Source organism: Exilibacterium tricleocarpae, assembly GCF_007004655.1.
In the GTDB taxonomy this organism is placed as follows: Bacteria; Pseudomonadota; Gammaproteobacteria; order Pseudomonadales; family Cellvibrionaceae; genus Exilibacterium; species Exilibacterium tricleocarpae.
Genome location: NZ_ML660095.1, coordinates 246467 through 264098 on the forward strand (window position 1 = coordinate 246467; position 17632 = coordinate 264098).

At 50.8% G+C, this 17632-nt stretch carries 10 protein-coding genes; 6 read left to right on the top strand and 4 right to left on the bottom strand.

Going from position 1 to position 17632, the window contains the following annotated elements; translation table 11 throughout:
- Window positions 1-30: 30 nt before the first annotated feature.
- Window positions 31-1215 (bottom strand): sensor histidine kinase, encoded by a 1185-nt coding sequence (locus tag FKG94_RS15655; protein WP_179957669.1) that lies wholly within the window; start codon window positions 1213-1215, stop codon window positions 31-33.
- Window positions 1216-1437: 222 nt separating this feature from the next.
- Window positions 1438-2826 carry a sigma-54-dependent transcriptional regulator gene (locus tag FKG94_RS15660; protein ID WP_142905252.1) on the bottom strand — a complete coding sequence of 463 codons (1389 nt, stop codon included), beginning with the start codon at window positions 2824-2826 and terminating at the stop codon, window positions 1438-1440.
- Between the two features lie 421 nt (window positions 2827-3247).
- Between FKG94_RS15660 and FKG94_RS15665 the strand changes: the two genes are divergently transcribed.
- Together FKG94_RS15665 and FKG94_RS15670 are read left to right on the top strand one after the other, a co-directional pair.
- Window positions 3248-4519: an efflux RND transporter periplasmic adaptor subunit gene (locus FKG94_RS15665; RefSeq protein WP_142905253.1), complete on the top strand. Its 1272-nt coding sequence runs from the start codon at window positions 3248-3250 to the stop codon at window positions 4517-4519.
- A 17-nt stretch (window positions 4520-4536) separates the two neighbouring features.
- Window positions 4537-5247 (top strand): ABC transporter ATP-binding protein, encoded by a 711-nt coding sequence (locus tag FKG94_RS15670; RefSeq protein ID WP_142905254.1) that lies wholly within the window; start codon window positions 4537-4539, stop codon window positions 5245-5247.
- 49 nt (window positions 5248-5296) lie between these two features.
- On the opposite strand, the gene FKG94_RS15675 is transcribed toward FKG94_RS15670, so the two are convergent.
- Both FKG94_RS15675 and FKG94_RS15680 read right to left on the bottom strand, forming a co-directional pair.
- Window positions 5297-7354 carry a TonB-dependent receptor gene (locus tag FKG94_RS15675; RefSeq protein WP_142905255.1) on the bottom strand — a complete coding sequence of 686 codons (2058 nt, stop codon included), beginning with the start codon at window positions 7352-7354 and terminating at the stop codon, window positions 5297-5299.
- Between the two features lie 69 nt (window positions 7355-7423).
- A complete protein-coding gene (locus FKG94_RS15680) occupies window positions 7424-9868 on the bottom strand; it encodes an ABC transporter permease (protein ID WP_142905256.1) in 2445 nt (814 codons plus the stop codon).
- Window positions 9869-10933: 1065 nt separating this feature from the next.
- Between FKG94_RS15680 and FKG94_RS15685 the strand changes: the two genes are divergently transcribed.
- The 4 genes from FKG94_RS15685 to FKG94_RS15700 all read left to right on the top strand — a co-directional run bounded on the left by FKG94_RS15685 (window position 10934) and on the right by FKG94_RS15700 (window position 17541).
- Window positions 10934-13402 (top strand): penicillin acylase family protein, encoded by a 2469-nt coding sequence (locus FKG94_RS15685; protein ID WP_179957670.1) that lies wholly within the window; start codon window positions 10934-10936, stop codon window positions 13400-13402.
- Window positions 13403-13415: 13 nt separating this feature from the next.
- The gene (locus FKG94_RS15690) at window positions 13416-15170 is read left to right on the top strand and encodes a cyclic peptide export ABC transporter (protein WP_142905258.1); all 1755 of its coding nucleotides are present in this window, start codon (window positions 13416-13418) and stop codon (window positions 15168-15170) included.
- A gap of 59 nt (window positions 15171-15229) precedes the next feature.
- Window positions 15230-15826, top strand: coding sequence for a HupE/UreJ family protein (locus FKG94_RS15695; protein ID WP_179957671.1), 597 nt, complete (start codon window positions 15230-15232; stop codon window positions 15824-15826).
- A 113-nt stretch (window positions 15827-15939) separates the two neighbouring features.
- The gene (locus tag FKG94_RS15700) at window positions 15940-17541 is read left to right on the top strand and encodes an MBL fold metallo-hydrolase (RefSeq protein ID WP_142905260.1); all 1602 of its coding nucleotides are present in this window, start codon (window positions 15940-15942) and stop codon (window positions 17539-17541) included.
- Window positions 17542-17632 lie beyond the last annotated feature (91 nt).

A 17632-nucleotide genomic window follows, 5' to 3' on the forward strand; every position in this document is an offset into this window, starting at 1 on the left:
TCAGGCGAGTGCCGCCCGTCAAGGAGTATTTTATTTCCCGGACGCATGAAAAGTGAGAGTGAAAGTGCTGCCGCAGTTTTCCTGGCTTTTTACCGTAAGGCTGGCGTTATTGAGCCGGGCCAATTGCCTGGAAACGCTCAGACCTATGCCTGAACTCCGCTCTTTGGTGCTGAAAAATGGCGTGAAGATATTATCGATATATTCTTGTTTTATGCCGCTGCCGTTATCCGTTACCTGAATAAGCGCTTTGCCGTGTCGGTTCAGGCAGTATTCCAGAACAATCCTTGGGGCAGTTGTCTCCTGTAGCGACTCCATGGCGTTGTAGATCAGGTTGATCACGACTTGCTCCAATGAGCCCTCATCGGCCAGCACGGTAGCACCGCTTTTTGTTGTCTGGGTCTGAAAAATGATATTTTTCTGGCGCAATTTCTCGTCCAGCAATATTGACAGGCGTTGAAAAAAGGCGGCGACGTCAATTGCGGTAAACGCATAGCGGTGCACGCGATTCAAACCCCGGTAAGCGCTGATAAAGTTGACCAGGCCCTGGCTGCGCAAGTGAATGGTGTCAATACTGCGTTTTAGCGTGTAAAACTCAGCGCTGTTTGCGTCTGTGATTTTCTTTACCTTCGATTTGTCAGTCAGGAAGGTGGCAACATAACGACTCAGAGAAACGATAGGTGTCATTGAGTTGATAATTTCGTGGTTTATCACTCTTATCAGCTTTTGCCAGCTCTCTATTTCTTTTTCATCAAGAACCATCTTCACATTTTGCAGCGATATCAATTTGTACTGATTTTGCAAAAGTGTGAACTCGTTTGCGGTCAGCATTATCTGTATGGGCTCGCTGTCAAGAGTGGTTTTGGCAAGGACTTGTTCGCCGGTGTGAATTTCCGTCATCGCCTTTGCCAGCGCGGGGTCTATGGAGGAGATTTTCTTCAGACTGGGGATGAAGGTGGCCTTTAGGAGTTTTTTGGCGGCATTGTTAATCATTTCAACATTGTTACTTTGGTCGAAACAGATTAGGGCCGTCTCTACATGCTCTATAACCAGGTGCAGGTACTCGTGCTGAATACTTTTCTCTGCCTTCAGTTGTTGAAGCTTTTCAGTTATGATTTTTTGGGCTTTGGCAAGTGAGAGGTGGTTTTTGTCAGCTGCTCGATTGGTTATCGTGGTCGAAAAGTCGTCGTGCGCTATGCACGCCAAAAATTGCGCCATGTTTCTTTCGTTCTTGTCGATATGCCGAAAGACGCCAACTGCACTCAACGCTAAAACGACCAGACTCAATGTTTGGAGGAATAGGTCACTTTTGACGGCAACACTGTAAGTGAATAAGGCTGTGGACGTTATCAATGCCAGGACATGAAATGCTGTTTTGTTAAAGTTTGGGTTAGACATTTCAATACGTTGCGCCGCTGTGCGTTAAAATGGCATGGTTCTTTAGCAGGACACGCCGTACTTCTTTAGTTTTCTGTACAGTGTGGTGCGACCCAGGCCCAGTTCCTTGGCGACCAGTGTCAGATTTCCCTCAAATGCCTGTAAGGCGTTTTCTATGGTTTTCTTCTCAATTCTTTCGAGATTGAAATCAATCGCAGCCTTTGGCTCCGGTTCTTGTCTCAGCAGTAAGTCTTCCAGTCGCAATTCGCTGCTTTTGGATACGATAATGGCCCGCTCCAGACTGTGTTTCAGCTCTCGAATATTGCCCGGCCAGCGATAACCCTGCAGGGCTTTTATGGTTTTCTGGCTGACATGCGAGCCCGTTTTTTTATACTTTCCACAGAGCAGTCTCAGGTAGTGATCGATAAGGGCGGGTATATCCTGATGTCTCTCTCGCAATGGCGGCAGGGAAATCTCGACGGTGTTGATGCGGTACAGCAAGTCCATACGGAAATTGCCGCCGTTCGATAACTCCGTGCGAGGGATATTGGTGGCACTTATCAGCCGGATATCAATGGGAATAGGCTTGCTGCCGCCGACCCGGACAATCTCTCGCCGCTCCAGCGCTCCCAGTAACTTGACTTGAGCCGATGGGCTCAGATTGCCGATCTCATCGAGAAACAGCGTGCCACCATAGGCTAATTCGAAACGTCCGGCCCGGTCTGCGCGGGCATCGGTAAACGCTCCCTTTTTGTGCCCGAACATTTCAGACTCGAACAGGGACTCGGATATCGAACCCATATCGACACTGATCATAGCCTGGGACGAGCGGGCGGATTGTCGATGGATGGCGCGCGCCACCAGTTCTTTGCCGGTGCCGTTTTCCCCGAGCACCAGAACATTGGCATCGGTCATTGCGACCTTGTCAATAAGTTCGAATACGCGCCGCATGCTGGGGCTGGCACCGATGATTTCGTGAAAGTCTTCCTCCAACTGTTCTTCCAGGATGTGTTGGGTATCTTCCAGCCGCTTGACCTGGCGCTCGGAACGGGCCAGTTGAAAACAGTTGCTGACGGTGGTCTCCAGTTTTTCGTTTTCCCAGGGTTTCATCAGGAAGTCCACCGCACCGTTCTTGATAGCCTCCACCGCCAGATCGATCTCACCGAATGCGGTGGTCATGATAACGCGGGTTTGCGGCGCCAGGGTCCGAATCTGTTGCAGCCAATACATACCCTCCGCGCCGGTATCCGCGCCGCGGGAAAAGTTCATATCCAAAACGACGATGTCGAACTCGTCACTGCCCAAGGCAGCAGGTATTTGCATGGGATCAGACAGGCATGTCACCCGACTGAAGCGCTCGCTCAATACCAGCTCGGCGGTGAACAGCACATCTTTGTCGTCATCCACGATAAGGACGGCGCCATCGAAAGGCTTGGCTGTCTGGGACTGCATCGACTGACCGATTCCGTGTTGTTTGCTGATTGGCAGGTGATGTTTCAAAATGAAACAGCGGTGAATTCACCTGAAGTACAACGCCGCAAGCATGACTCTAATTTATTGTTTTTAAATAATAATTAAAAATACCGAATGGATTTTCGGCCTCACTCGATATCCGTTGCCATATCCTCAACAGCAGCGGATGTGCGAGCTATCGCTTATGTTTAGCTCTTAACATCGAGTTGGTAATAACCAATAGATATCTGCTACTAAAGGCGTTTCATTTTGATACGAGGCCGACGTGTCGTAGTGGAACACAACTGCCGTCAAATAATCAAGCAAAAGTGTAAGTGTTTGATTTGCTAAAATAATTAAGCTGGTGTGTGGTTTGCATTGACAGTTGCGTCGACATCAAAGTCGCGACCTTGAGGTGGTTGTGGATAGAAAAATCGAGAGAGTTTACTGGACCACAAAAAAGCGTGTGCTGGGACTGGTCCTTGCCGGCGCGGGCCTGTTGGCCGTCTATCTTATGACACTCGGCGGCACTGCCGGTCACGCGCGGGCCAACCCGCAGGCCATGAATATCAGCCGAGTGCAGGAGGCGGAATTTCTCGAGTATGTGCCGTTGGTGGGGCGAATACTGCCCATCCGGAGTGTGGTCGTCAGTGTGATACAGGGTGGCCGGGTGGAAGAAATTTTTGTTGAAGACGGCCAGGTTGTCGACGCCGGAGACGCTATTTTACGACTCTCCAACGACGACTTTCTGCAGCGTTCGGTGGAGAACGAGAGCCGCTATATTACCACGATCCAGCAATTGCGAGAGACCAAGCTGCAGCTCACCCGGGAACGCCTGAACGATGAAGACGAGCTTTTGGACGCCAACTATGAGCTGCTGCAGTTGGAGCGGCAGTTGGCGCGCGTGGAGGGCGCCCGGGCAAAGTTTATCGACGCTGTCAGTCGTGCCGATTACGAGGACCTGCGGGACGAAATCCACTACCGGCGCCGGAAAAACCAGGTCTTGGTTCAGAAAATGACGCAGGACGATAGCCTGCGCAAACAACAGCTCGCACAAATTGAGGACTCTCTGGCCAGAGCCGGGAAAAATCTGGAGCTGATCCGCCAATCCCACGATAACCTGAATGTCACCGCTGATATCTCGGGCCAGCTTTCCACCCTGTCTGCAGAAATCGGCAGAAGTCTCTCCAAAGGAGAGAGCATCGGCCAGATCGATGATCTGAGCAGCTTTAAGGTAAGCGCCGAGGTAGATCAGTTCTATATCGCCAAAGTCAATTTGGGGCAGGTAGCGGAAATTACGCTGAATGACGCAAAATACCTTCTCAACGTCAGTAAAATATCGCCGGAGGTTGTCGATAACGCCTTTGTCGTGGACCTCGCTTTCAGCGGCGCTGTGCCGGCGGGTATTCGCCCCGGCCAATCGTTGCAGGTTAACCTCGAACTGAGTGATCGACGGCGCAGCCTGTTGTTGAGAAAAGGCGGTTATCATCGCGATACAGGCGGACGCTGGGTTTACAAAGTCAGCACCGACGGCACCTATGCCTACCGGCAGGACGTGGTATTCGGCCGCCAGAATCCGCAGTATTATGAGGTGCTGGAGGGGTTGGAGGTGGGCGATGAAGTTATCACTTCAGGCTACGACAAATACCGGGGTTCAACAAAACTGTATTTCGATACGCCTTTATATAATTAAAAGTGGAAGCAGAAAAAATGATTATCAAAACTCAGCAGTTGGTGAAATTCTTTTACACGGAAGAAATTGAGACAAAAGCGCTCAATGAGGTGAGTATCGAAGTCGAGGCAGGCGATTTTGTATCAATCATGGGACCCTCCGGTTGTGGGAAGTCGACGTTGCTGAATATCCTTGGGTTGATCGACAACCCCTCGGACGGGGACTACTATTTTATGGGGGAGAATGTTGCCTCGCTCTCCGAAAACCAGCGTGTGGTGCCGAGAAAAAATAATATAGGTTTTGTCTTCCAGAGCTTCAATCTTATCGACGAACTTACCGTCTATGAGAATATAGAGCTGCCGCTGGTGTATGCCAATGCCGAGTCCGGAGAAAGAAAGAAAAAGGTCGAGTCGGTACTTGAAAAGATGAATATCGGGCACCGGCGTGACCATCTGCCACAGTATCTTTCCGGGGGCCAGCAGCAGCGGGTGGCGGTAGCCCGTGCTGTAGTCAATCAACCGGCACTGATTCTGGCCGATGAGCCCACAGGTAATCTCGACAGTGAGCACGGTGAAGAAGTTATGAAGATGCTTTGGAACCTGAATGAAGAAGGCACCACTATCGTCATGGTCACCCACTCACAGGAAGACGCTGAGGTCGGTAAACGCATCGTGCGTATGCTCGACGGCAAGATCATTGGCGAACGCAGCAATCTACTGGCGACAGAGTACACCGGTCTGCAGGCCTGAATCAGAGCCCTTTTGGATTATAACGCCTCTGGTTCAAAACGCTTTCGATTCAAAAAACATAGCCCAAATACATGCGGACTCTTATGGGCTCAAAAACATGAAAGTGTTTGTCTGCCACCGGTTCGGCCTCACCCTGAAGTTGTGATTCATAAAAGTAGTTAATATCCTGATCGTCCGAATCAAGCAGGTTCAGGATGTCCAGTGTCAGCTTGACCTTATCGTGCACCTCGTACCCTAAACGCAGGTTGACCAGCGTACTGCTATCGGCGGTTTGACCGCCCTCAAGCGGGTACTCACCAAAGTGTCTTAAACGCAGATGACTGTAAAACCTGTCATTAATCTTTGTATGTATTCCTGCGCTTAGCACACTTTCCAGCGCTCCCGGGATATCGTCGTATCCCTCGAGTTCCTCATCTAAACGGGCATCCGTGTAAGCATATTCAATATCCAGGGTCCAGTGGTCATTGAATTGATAGTAGGTGGTCAGCTCTACGCCCTTGCGACGGCTGCCGACACCGGTGTCTTCGGTGGTTCCCTCATCGCCGACGAACAGCAACTCGGAATCGATCTCCAGGCGCCACAGCGCTATTGACGCATTGAGTTTGTCGGTCAGGAAAGCGCGCACGCCGAACTCGTAACCCAGGGTATCAACGAGAGCATCGACGGTATCGAGCGGCTCGCCGCTGTTGGGGTCGGCGCTGATAGTGGTGCCGCGGGCATCGTTCGAGTGAAAACCCTGTCCGATACTCACATAGGTTTCATAAGAGTCGTCGAACGTATAGACCAAACTCAGGGAGGCCGTGACAATGTCATCGCTCTCCGTCCCCTCGTTCAGTGGCAGGGTACGCGGGTCTGCCGCTGCCAGCGTGGTGACATCGAAATCATGGTAGTCATAGCGAACGCCCAGGACGCTGCGAAGATGATCATTCCACTGCAGGGTGTTCTCCCAATACAGGCTGGCGCTGTACTGCTCGACGGCATCCATCCGGGAAACGCCGGTCCGGCGGCGCTCGCGAGAACTTAGCAGGCCCACCTCATCGATGTCGTCGAGGCGAAACTGGGTGCCGAACAGGTTGCTGACGGGCCTGTCGAACCACTTGCTGCCTCGGGTGTATGCGATATCCCAGCCGTAAATAGTGCGTTCGTCTATCTGTTGAAACTGGTCGCCCTCCGGGTTGGTAAAGTAGCTGAAGTTGGACCATAAATCCATGTCGTACTGAATGGCATAAAGGCTGGCCTTAATCTGTGACACAGCGCTTTGGCGCTGCCAGTGGGCCGACAGGCTATAGCGGCTCGAGCTGCCGCCGACGGAGTCATCTATCGAACCCAGGTCTGAAATAAGCCCCTGGCGGACGGCGCGCTCGGGAATCTGGTCAGCGGAGTTCCAGTCGTTGTCGTAAGCCATCAATGTCAGGTGAAACTGTTCCGTCTTATCGCCCCAAACCTGCTTTAGCCAGATATTCGTCTTGTCAATGTCTTCGCTGATATCTTCCCACGGCCCGTCGTAGGTCTGGTGCTCGACTCCATAGATGAGCCTGCCGGACCCGACTGGTAATTTGCCGGTGACAAGAATACGTCCAAAGGAATCCTCGCCCAGCCCTATATTGATTTCACTCGTGTTGAGGTCTGATGCCGAGGTGATATGCGCTGACCCGGTCCCGGAGAAATCGCCAACATCGGCGTAATAAGAACCTTTCTTATAGGTAATCTCGCTGACCAACTCGGGAATGATAAAGTTGAGATCAGTGTAGCCCTGCCCGTGGCCGTGGCTGCGCATGTTTACCGGCATAGCATCGATCTTGGTGGCAAAGTCCGTACCGTGGTCCAGGTTGAAGCCGCGCAGAAAATACTGATTCGCCTTGCCGCTGCCGCTGTGCTGAGTGGCCACCATTCCCGGCACGACTTCGAGAATTTCACCGGCCCGCAACAGTGGCCGCACGGCTAGATCATCTTGCGATACACGCCCTTCGGAGGCTGAAATCGCCTCGCCGATAAGATTGGCCTGGCGTCCCGTGACTGTTACTTCTTCAAGGCTGCCGTGAGCCATGGCCAGGTTGGTAGAAACTGCGGCGCTGACCAAACACCAGCGGCAAAGAAATTTTTCCATCTTGTACACCTCTAGACTGTCGACCTTAAAAATTAAGATTCACACGGCAGTCCGATCCAGTGCCGAGCGCTATTCGTAGCGCAGAGCCAGGACCGGGTTTGACCGTGCCGTTTGGTAGGACTGTATCGCTATCGTCAGAAAGGCAACAAGCACCGACAGCAACGTCGCCGTTAAAAAAACCAATGGATTTATGCTGGTATGGTAGTGAAAGCTCTGGAGCCACTGACTCATTACCCAATAGGCCACACAGGAGGCGGCAACCGCCGCCAGCAGTACGATATAGAGTACATTGTTGAAAAGCAACATAATAATCTGCAGGCTTGAAGCCCCAAGAACCTTGCGCACGCCTATCTCCTTGGTGCGTTGCTCGATGGTGAAGGCCGTCAAACCAAATAACCCCAGACAGGATATAAATACGCAGAGCCCGGCAAAAAGTCCCAACAGCTTCATTTGTCTAAGATCTGAGCTGTACAGTCTGTTCAGGAGGTCTTCCAGAAAGTGAAATTCAAATGGATGTTCAAAGTCAAAAGCGTCCCATTGTGCTCTGATATCGCTTAACGTATCGAACACCCCCTCCCCGGCAACGTTGATCGTCAAAATTCGGTTTTGCAACGCTTTTCTTCGCTTGTTCCAGCCCTGATAATTTGGAGGCGGAGACAGCCAAAAGAGAATGGGCTCGATTTCATGCTGCAGCCCCTGGAAATGAAAGTCTTTCATAACGCCAACAACCCGAACCGTCTCCCCCTGTTCGTAGTTTATCCGTTTGCCAATGGGGTCCTGCCATCCCATTTTCTTTACCAGGGTCTCGTTGACCAGCACCGATTTGTTGATGTCGTCCCTGGTATCGGGGTCGAAATTTCTCCCGGCGACGATATCTATCTCCATGGTGTCTATATAATGATCATCTATGTAAAACCAATTGTATGATTGCGTTTCAAAAACCCCGTTGTTGTTTTCTATTTCAGCTTGCCCGAATCCCATCTGGGAACCGACCCGGCTTCTCGATATGCTGACGTCTAAAACACTGCTGTTTTTTTTCAATTCGCCGGCAAAAGCGGGTATCTTCTCGATGCTCTCGGCGCCCTCAACGACCATGGTAATTTTGTTCTCCTTATCAAAACCCATTGACTTGCCTTGTATGTAACTCATCTGCAAATACATGAGCAGCGTGCAGGAAATAGCGCATACGGAAATCAGAAATTGAATAAAGACGAGAGTCTGTCGTATTTTTGGGTTGTTCTTTCTCAAGGTGTTGGTCGAGTTTCCTTTCGAAAGCAGCAGCGCCGGATACATACCGGATAACAGCCCCAGCGCGAAAGTGCCGGCCACCAGCATCAATATGACCTCCGGCCTGGCCAGTGGAGTTAAGGCTATCGACGTCTCAAACAGAGTGTTAAGTGATGTAAACTCCAGAGAAAACTTGGTGATTAAAAGGGCAAAGACAAGAGCGAGGGCGGAAAAAGCAACGGACTCAAAGAGGAACTGCAAGATCAGGTGCCGGCGCTGGGCGCCGAGAATTCTTCGAATGGCGACCTCTTTGGTACGCTTGGTGAAACGGGCGGTTGACAGGTTCATATAGTTGATGCAGGCTATCCCGAGCACGAAAATTGCGACAGCAGAAAATGCCAGCACGTAAAACTTACTGCCCCTTGGCCGGTCGCGCTGTGTTGTAGAGCTCAGGTGTATCTGGTTGAGTGGTTCCAGAAAGAAGTTCATGGAACTGTTAAAACTCTCTTTGTACGACGACATATACTTCTGGAAGAAGGCGTCAGAGACCTTTCTGAACTCAGCGACAGAATAGGCGGCCGGCATTAATAGATAGGTATAATCGGTCTTGGCATACCACAAATCGTGTTTGACCCTCTCGGTCAGGGTCGGGGTCATTATCGACGGTGGCTGTTCTTTGTAGGTAATCAGAGCGTCATACTTTAGGTGGGTATTTTTTGGTAAGTTATCAAACACCAACGTTACCCGGTAGTCGGATAACTCGCCTCTCAAGACCTTCCCTATTGGGTTTTCCTGCCCAAAGTATTTCTGGGCAAAGTCCCGGCTAACAGCGATGGACTTGGGCTCCCCCAGAGCTGTTAGAGGATCTCCATAGATGATATCGTGATTGAATACTTCAAAGATATTTTCATCGGCTAAAAAAACACTGTCCCAGCTATAGGACTCGTCTTGGTACTGAAACAGAGAGTAGCCCGTCTGATAGCTGGAAAATCTCACAAAAGCTGCAATATCGGGATTGTTCGCCGCCAAAAACGGGCCCAGGGCATAAGCTGTTTGGGCAAAAGTATTGACACTGCCGTTGGCGTTCAACTCACTAGCGACCCGGTATAGACGCTTATTCTCAGCGAAGTGTCGGTCATAGGTCAGCTCGTTTTGTAAATATAATCCAAGTATGATGCAGCAAGCTATGCCTATGGATAGCCCGGCGATATTGATCAGGCTATAGACTGTGTCTCTGAAAAGACCCCTATAAAAAGACTTCAGGCTACTTACCAGGATGGGCTTCATAGGCTACCAGCTTCCCTGTGGTGGCGTCAGCCTCGAATAGGCTAAGCGGGTGGGCCACTTTTCGCTGTATATAAATGCAGGTTCCACTTGTGAGGTTTCCATCCTTTAGATTTTCGGTTTCTACAGCACACTTTTTTTCGACGTCTCTAGTCGGTATTTATTGCTGGTTTTTACGCGTTCAGCTTAACAGATGCTTCGCGGCTATCATCTGGATAGTTCCATTTAAGTAAGCAGTTCCACCTGAGCGGCCCTTTCGCGGCAGCCGTGCCCCGCTAAAAATTATTGCGACAAGAAGTCGATATCAGGTTGAGTGTGTCAATATTACCCGCCGTATCAAGCTGCCCTCTCGAGTAAACATTGACTGAAACAAACATTGGCTGAAGCAAACATTAAGCCATAACTTTTGCTCAGCACTTTCAACAGCTTAGCAAGTGCTTTTGGCAGTTGACGATTTCAGTGTTTCAAAATAAAACATACCGGACGTTTCACTCTGAAACACTGCGTGCTGCCGTATTCCCAACCATGCTCGCAAACGCTTGTTTTCTTTCAGGTATATCAATGAGGAATGAAAACTGCTTGCCTGAGGAATGCGATAATCGATATCTTTTGAAAAACCAAAGCCCTTGGGTGTAAGTGGTCGAAGCCTGTGGAGATTTATAGATCATGGCGTGTTTTCTGTCGGGACTAAAGCATTATTCTTGGTTCTTGTATCTTGGCAATGTTCATTTTCTTCACAACTCTTGGCGTAATTTTAAGGTTCGGGAAAAATTGCCTGACAGCAATATATTGCAAATATTTTATTTTCATTGACCCTGATCATCGACTAGGGTTGTTAGCTGCAACCGATAGCCCACACCTCGGTCACAATTTTGAGTGTCGGGTTTTTAGCATTTATACGGGATAAAATTTAGGTGTGCTGTTGGTGAATTTTGCTTGGGATTTTCCTGGAGAAACACTGCTGAAGTTCTACTTTACCCAGTTTTTTTACGCGCGATGCAGGCGCCAGCCGGAGTGGATGGATATCAAGACAACAATCAGCGGAAAAGGAACGTTTGGAGTACAAGAATGCTAAATAACTCCTACCCAATAATGTCTCGACTGCTGGTCTGGGTCATTGCGCCTGTTGTGGTGGCGCTTATTTCGACTTATATCTACTTGCGGCAAAGCCTTCCGGAAACCGAGGGGCGTATAGCGTTGCATGGGTTGGCGTCAAGCGTCGAAATTTACCGCGATGTACACGCTGTGCCGCATATCCGTGCAGCCACCGACCGCGATGCTTTTTTCGCGATAGGTTACCTGCACGCACAAGACCGAATGTGGCAGATGGAATATCAGCGACGCCTGGGTCAAGGGCGATTGAGCGAAGTGTTGGGTAGCGATAGTCTGAGAAGCGACCAGTTTATGAGAACGCTCGGCTTGTACCGCGCCGCGCAAACGGCGTTGAGCGCACTGGACGGCGATACCCGCCGGACATTGCAGGCCTATGCCGACGGCGTCAACGCTTGGATAAACAGGGGCCGCCGGCTACCGATCGAATACCACATCCTGGGCTTTGAACCCGAACCCTGGCTGCCGGAAGACTCGCTGCTGCAAATAAAGCTGATGGCCCGCAACCTGGAGTTCAACTACGCGCAGGAATTGCAGTTTGACATGCTGGTCAACGAGGTCGGGCTGGCTAAAGCTGCCGACCTGATGCCTGGGTATCCGTCGGGAGCGGTTACTGTGACCCGGGCGGCAGAGCCGGTGGATGCGACGGTAAGCGAGCAACTACTGGCCTATCATGAGCTGCAGCAGCGTCGCTACGGCCTGGGTGTCACCGGGCTGGGCAGCAATGGTTGGGTCGTGGCCGGGGCGCTGACCGATCACGGCAAGCCGTTGCTGGCGAATGATCCGCATCTGGCCACCGATATCCCGTCGGTGTGGTATCTGGCCGAGATTCAAGGGGACAGGCTGCATGTCAGCGGCGCCACCTATCCGGGACTGCCTTTTGTCATTCTGGGTCATAATGACGCTATCGCCTGGGGCGGCACGGCCTTGGGAGCGGATGTTCAAGACCTCTATATGGAAAGAGTCAATCCCCAAAACGAGGATGAATATGAGGTGGACGGGCAGTGGGTGCCGATGGTTATTGAGCAGGAGTGGATTCGGGTCAAATCAGAGTTTCCAAGTCTGTTGACCGACCCGGTGCCGCCTTTGCAATGGGAGGTGAGAAAAACGCGGCACGGTCCTTTAATCAGCGATGTTATCGGCAGGGTGGACCGGCCCCTGGCGCTGCGCTGGACGGCGCTGGATGCGCAGGACAACACCTATCGCAGCTTCCTGCAGCTTAACTATGCGCAGAACTGGCAGGAGTTTAAAGCAGCATTGGAAGACTACCTGGCGCCCACGCTCAACTTTTTATATGCCGACAGGCAGGGCAACATAGCCTATATCGCGGCCGGTAAAATACCCATCCGCCGGCAGGGGGACGGCAGGCTACCGGTGCCCGGTTGGCAGTTCACTCACGATTGGGACACGTATATCCCCCTGACTGCGCTGCCCCAAAGTTTCAACCCGCCAAGCGGTTATATCGTCAGTGCCAACAATAAAAATCACGCTGCCGATTACCCCTATCTTATTTCCAACAGTTGGGCGCCGCCCTATCGCGCAGAGCGCATAAGCCGGCTTATCGAGGGCCGTATTCAAGGCGATGGCAAGCTCTCAGTGGCTGACTTTGTCGAGATCCAGGGTGACTTTAAAAGCCTGCAGGCTGAACAACTGATGCGGTTCCTATCGCGCGTGGCACCAACGACACCACAGCAAAAAAGTGCCCTTGAGTTCCTTAAAGGGTGGGATGGCACTATGTCTGAGGCAAGCGCCGAGGCGGCGTTGTACCAGGCCTGGTTTCGCCATTTTAACCGGTCGGTTCTCAACGACGACCTGCGCGGCGATTTGCTGCACCCGGATCGGTTGGACCGGCTGCTCAACTTCGCAGAGAGCTTGAACCCTGTCCTTATCAATGAGCTTGTCAGCCAGAAGCAGACAGCTTCAATGCACAACTGGTGCGATCACATCCACACCGAGCGCGTAGAAACCTGCGAAGTCATGGCGCTCGAGGCGCTGGACAAAGCCGTCGATGACGTTATCAGCCTCACCCAAGGCAGAAAAAAGTGGGGTGATATCCACAAAACTTACTACCGCCATCGGGGCTTTGGTGAAGTGCAGCTACTGGATCACCTGTTCGATCGCGAAATCGCTAACGGTGGTGACGGCTACAGTGTCAATGTCGGCGGCTGGACCTATTCGAAAGACAAGGGTTACCAGCAATTACTTGGCCCCAGCTACAGGCAGGTGATCGATTTGCATGACTGGAATCAAAGCCTTTTTATCAACAGCACGGGACAGAGCGGCAATATCTTCAGCGAACACTATGACGATAATATATCCAGAAACAAGCAAATGACGTTATTGACGATGAACTTTGGCGCCGAGGCGACCGCGCCGGGCGCTTCGGTGTTGGTGCTGGAGCCCGGTGAGCGGTCGCGACAGGAGTGATGGAGAGCCATACATGAGAGAGCCAAACACCGAGCCCCGCATTAAATGGACCGGTTTGCTGAGTTCGACTGCGCCAAACCGGGTTTTTATCGCTATCATTCTGGGTAGTCTGGCCGGCTTTGCCTACGCGTTAATTATTCCTCTGATATTGAAGTCCGTTCACCAGTCGCCACTGGCACATAAAATAGAACATATATTTGATACCGAGGAGCACGGTGAGCACTTTCACCTGTTCGGGTTTATTGATATTTCAACACCCAAGCTCGCTCTGGCGTTCTTTATACTTTGTCTTTTTATATTAATCTGCCGGGGGGCGTCGCAATCGCTGCTGGCACGGGTAGCGATAGATGCGACAGTGGCACTGAGAAAAAACATATACCGGCGTATCTCACAGGTTCCAATACAGGACCTCGAAAGGATCGGGCCGTCGCGATTGCTGACAGCGATGAACAGTGATGTTGCCCAGGTGGTTCGCGGTGCAACCATCTTTCCCGGGCTCTTTGCCCACCTTACCACTCTGATAGGTCTCCTTGCTTTTCTGCTCTATCTCAATGTCAGCGTGTTCTTGTTTATTATCGGTACGATCATCGTCGGTGCGATCACCTATCAAATACCTATTATCTTCGGCCGCAGGTTTATGGCCAGGGCGAGGAACTCTTTCGATCGTATACAGGAGGGGATGCGTGGCCTGATTTACGGCGCCAAGGAGCTGAAACTCAATCAGCAAAGGCGGCGGGCATTTCTCGACAGTGACCTGTATGCCTTTGAGGAGTCGTTCGGTGTCAATCAAAAGCGAGGAGATACGCTGGTCATTTTTGGTATGACCTATGGGGATCTGATCAGCTTCTTTGCCATCGGCGCAGTGACCTACGCCATGGCAAACTATTATTCGCTGTCGCGAGAGAGTCTGGTCGGCGTCATCATGGTTCTGTTGTATATAACCGCCCCCATAGTAGCCCTGATCAATGCCATAGGACCTATAGCCCAGGCGTCGGTCGCGACTGGAAAACTGCAAACCCTGTTCAACGATATGCCGGTGGAGGAGTCCTGGGATCAACAATCAGGTATCGCAGACCTGCGCACCCTGAAGTTGGAAGATCTGGCATTCACCTATGGCGGTGACGAAAAGTTTCAGCTCGGCCCCGTGAATATCGAGCTACAGCAGGGCGAGGTGACTTTTTTGGTAGGTGGCAACGGCTCAGGCAAGACGACGTTAGGGAAGTTGTTATCACTTCACTACCTGCCCCAGGCGGGCAAAGTCTACTTCAACGATCACCCGGTTACCGCGGCGAACAGAGATGCCTTTCGGCAAAGTATATCGGCTATCTACTCCGACTTTTACCTTTTTACACAACTGTTTGGTATTACCAGCAAAGAACTGGAAAGTTTGGCGTCAACCTATTTGAAAGAACTGAAGCTGGACACCGCGGTGTCGATTAACAATGGTCAATTCTCCAGCACTAGTTTATCGGACGGGCAAAAAAAGCGCCTGGCGCTATTGGTCACCTATCTCGAGGACAGATCGCTGTATATATTTGATGAGTGGGCCTCTGATCAGGACCCTGCATTTAAAAAGATATTTTATTACCAAATCTTACCCAGTTTAAAGCGTATGAATAAAGTGGTGGTGGTCATCAGCCACGACGATCGATATTTTCACTTGGCGGATAGAGTTATCAGGATGGAAAGCGGTGAAATACTGGACAACACCGCTGTATCCGGTGGTGAAAATATTGAAGAAATCAGGACTGTGACAACTTCAACCTAAGCCGAACTCCCGATTTTCCCGGCGACTTGCACTAGGGATGGATGATGAAAGAACTCTTGATGAAGAAATATCTCCGGTTAATTGTCGTTATGCTGGCGTTTTATCACCCGCTGGCAATGGCCCATTCGAGGGAGGCGGCCGGTTTTATATCGGGCTTTCTACACCCGCTGTTTGGGCCTGACCACCTGTTAGCCATGCTCGGCGTTGGCATTATCAGTGCGCGTATCGATGGCCACTACATCTGGAGTATACCCGGCCTGTTCGTGTTGTTTATGGTCCTGGGAGGCATACTTGGCGCCAATGGTATTTTGTTTCCGATGGTGGAATGGGGTATTGCGCTTTCCGTACTGGTTTTAGGTATTGCCATTATTGTGGTAAAGCGGGCAAATATCAGTCTGTTGATGGTAGTAATGCTGTTTGTCGCTTTTTTCGGTTTTTTGCACGGGCACGCACACGGTGTCGAAATGCCGGACTCTATAAGCCCCTATTATTACTCCTTTGGCTTTGTTATCAGCACCAGTCTTATCCATATCCTCGGTGTGCTGATCGGACACTTTTCGACGAAAAGACAACGGCTGGAGAAGATGCCGTCCTACGTCGGTGGGTTTATGGCCGTTGCCGGCTGCCTGATTCTATACGGGCTTACGCAGAGCTGACGGCCGAATGTCTATCTCGTGCCGTGCAGCGATATTTCCGCTCGATGACCAAAAGCTGTTGGGATTCGGGGTACCTGCGTGTCGATTAAGTAATGTACTGAAGGGTGTAAGGTATGGAAAACAATCTTCTTTATCTAAAGGAAGAAACTTATTTTGAACCGCTTTTCAACCACTGGTATGCATGGCCGTACCTGATTCCGCCGGCCACTGCGGCGCGTCACATGGTCAATACACATAGACGGATTATGTTGTCTTTCGTCAAAAACTATAAGCTGCACATTATGGCGGTAAAAGAGTCGGTGTTGACGGGGGCGGAGTTTCTCAACTGCAGTGAAAGCCAGGTTGACGATATAAAACGTCTGGTCGAGGAGCTGGATGAAAAGTGCGGTGAATTGATAGAGCTTTCCGATGCCATTAAGGAATTAGACGATCTGGTTTTCGAGCACACCAGCGGCGAAAGCATAGAGTACCTGTACGCCAAGGTGCCAAACCCGCTAAAGGGTTATGTTGAGATCTTTATGGACATGGAGCACCGTGCCTCCTATCGACTGATTGAGCCTCTGCTGTATAGAAGTGAGTTTTATAAGTCTTCGCTACAAAGTCTGTCCTTCGGTGTTTTGTCGAGAGTGGAAGAAAGGCCTTTTGTTTTGAGTACGCCACGGCTGCCCGACAGTAACCACCTTCAGGTGCGCGCCGATTTCAACGCCCCCGTGGTTGATGCGATCTTCAGTGCCAGAGAAAAACCGATTCCAGCAGATAAGTTGGCGGATGTTTTCGGTGGGTATGCCGCCGCCGGGGGGTTGTCCTATCGCGATCTTTTTACCGATGAAAAGTCACTTTATCCCTATGTGCCGGTAGACGATGGTGTGCGGTTGCAATACACGGGGCATGCCGGGTTTGTTATAGAGAGCAAAAATACGCGTATTCTGGTCGATCCGGTAATCGCAAGCCGTGGTATGGATAATGCCGAAGAGGTGATCAGCTATAGCGAGTTGCCGCCTGTTATCGACTATATCCTTCTCACCCACAGTCATTCCGATCACGTAAATATAGAGACGCTACTACAGCTAAGGTATAAGACGCGCAAAGTATTAGTGCCGAAAAATAATGGTGGAACCTTGGCCGATCCATCGTTGCGCTTATTGCTTTCACAGTTGAATTTCAATGTGCAGGAGGTTGACGATTTAGAGGAAACCCAACTCGCCGATGGGCGCCTGGTGAGCGTGCCCTTCTTGGGGGAACACGGAGACCTCAATATTCGCTCCAAAACCGCCTGGTTTATCGAGCTTTGCGGTAAAAAGTGTTTCTTTGGCGCCGATTCGTCAAACCCCGATGAAAACCTGTACCGGCACCTCGGTAAGATATTTGCAGATATTGATGTGCTGGCTATAGGTATGGAGTGTGTAGGTGCTCCCTACACCTGGATTTACGGCGCCCTGCATACAAAAATCGTGTCCAAGGCGATAAAAAATTCCCGGCGTCTAAACGGGTCGGACTGTGCACAGGCGCTGCCCATGGTTAAGGCCTTTGGTGCCAAAGAGGTCTATATCTATGCACTGGGGCTGGAGCCCTGGTACAAATATTTTATGGGTATCGAATACGATGAAAATTCCAGACAGGTAGTTGAATCGAACAAGTTTCTCGAAGCTTGCAGAGATATCAAGGTGAAAGCGGAGTCTCTGTATGGGAAAAAGACGATATACCTGGATGCCTGATTTTTTAAGTAACCCCTACCTGCTTGAAATAGCCGGCGTTGCTAACAGACAGCGCATAAAACTGGTGAGCTTACAAGGCCACAAGAGGGAT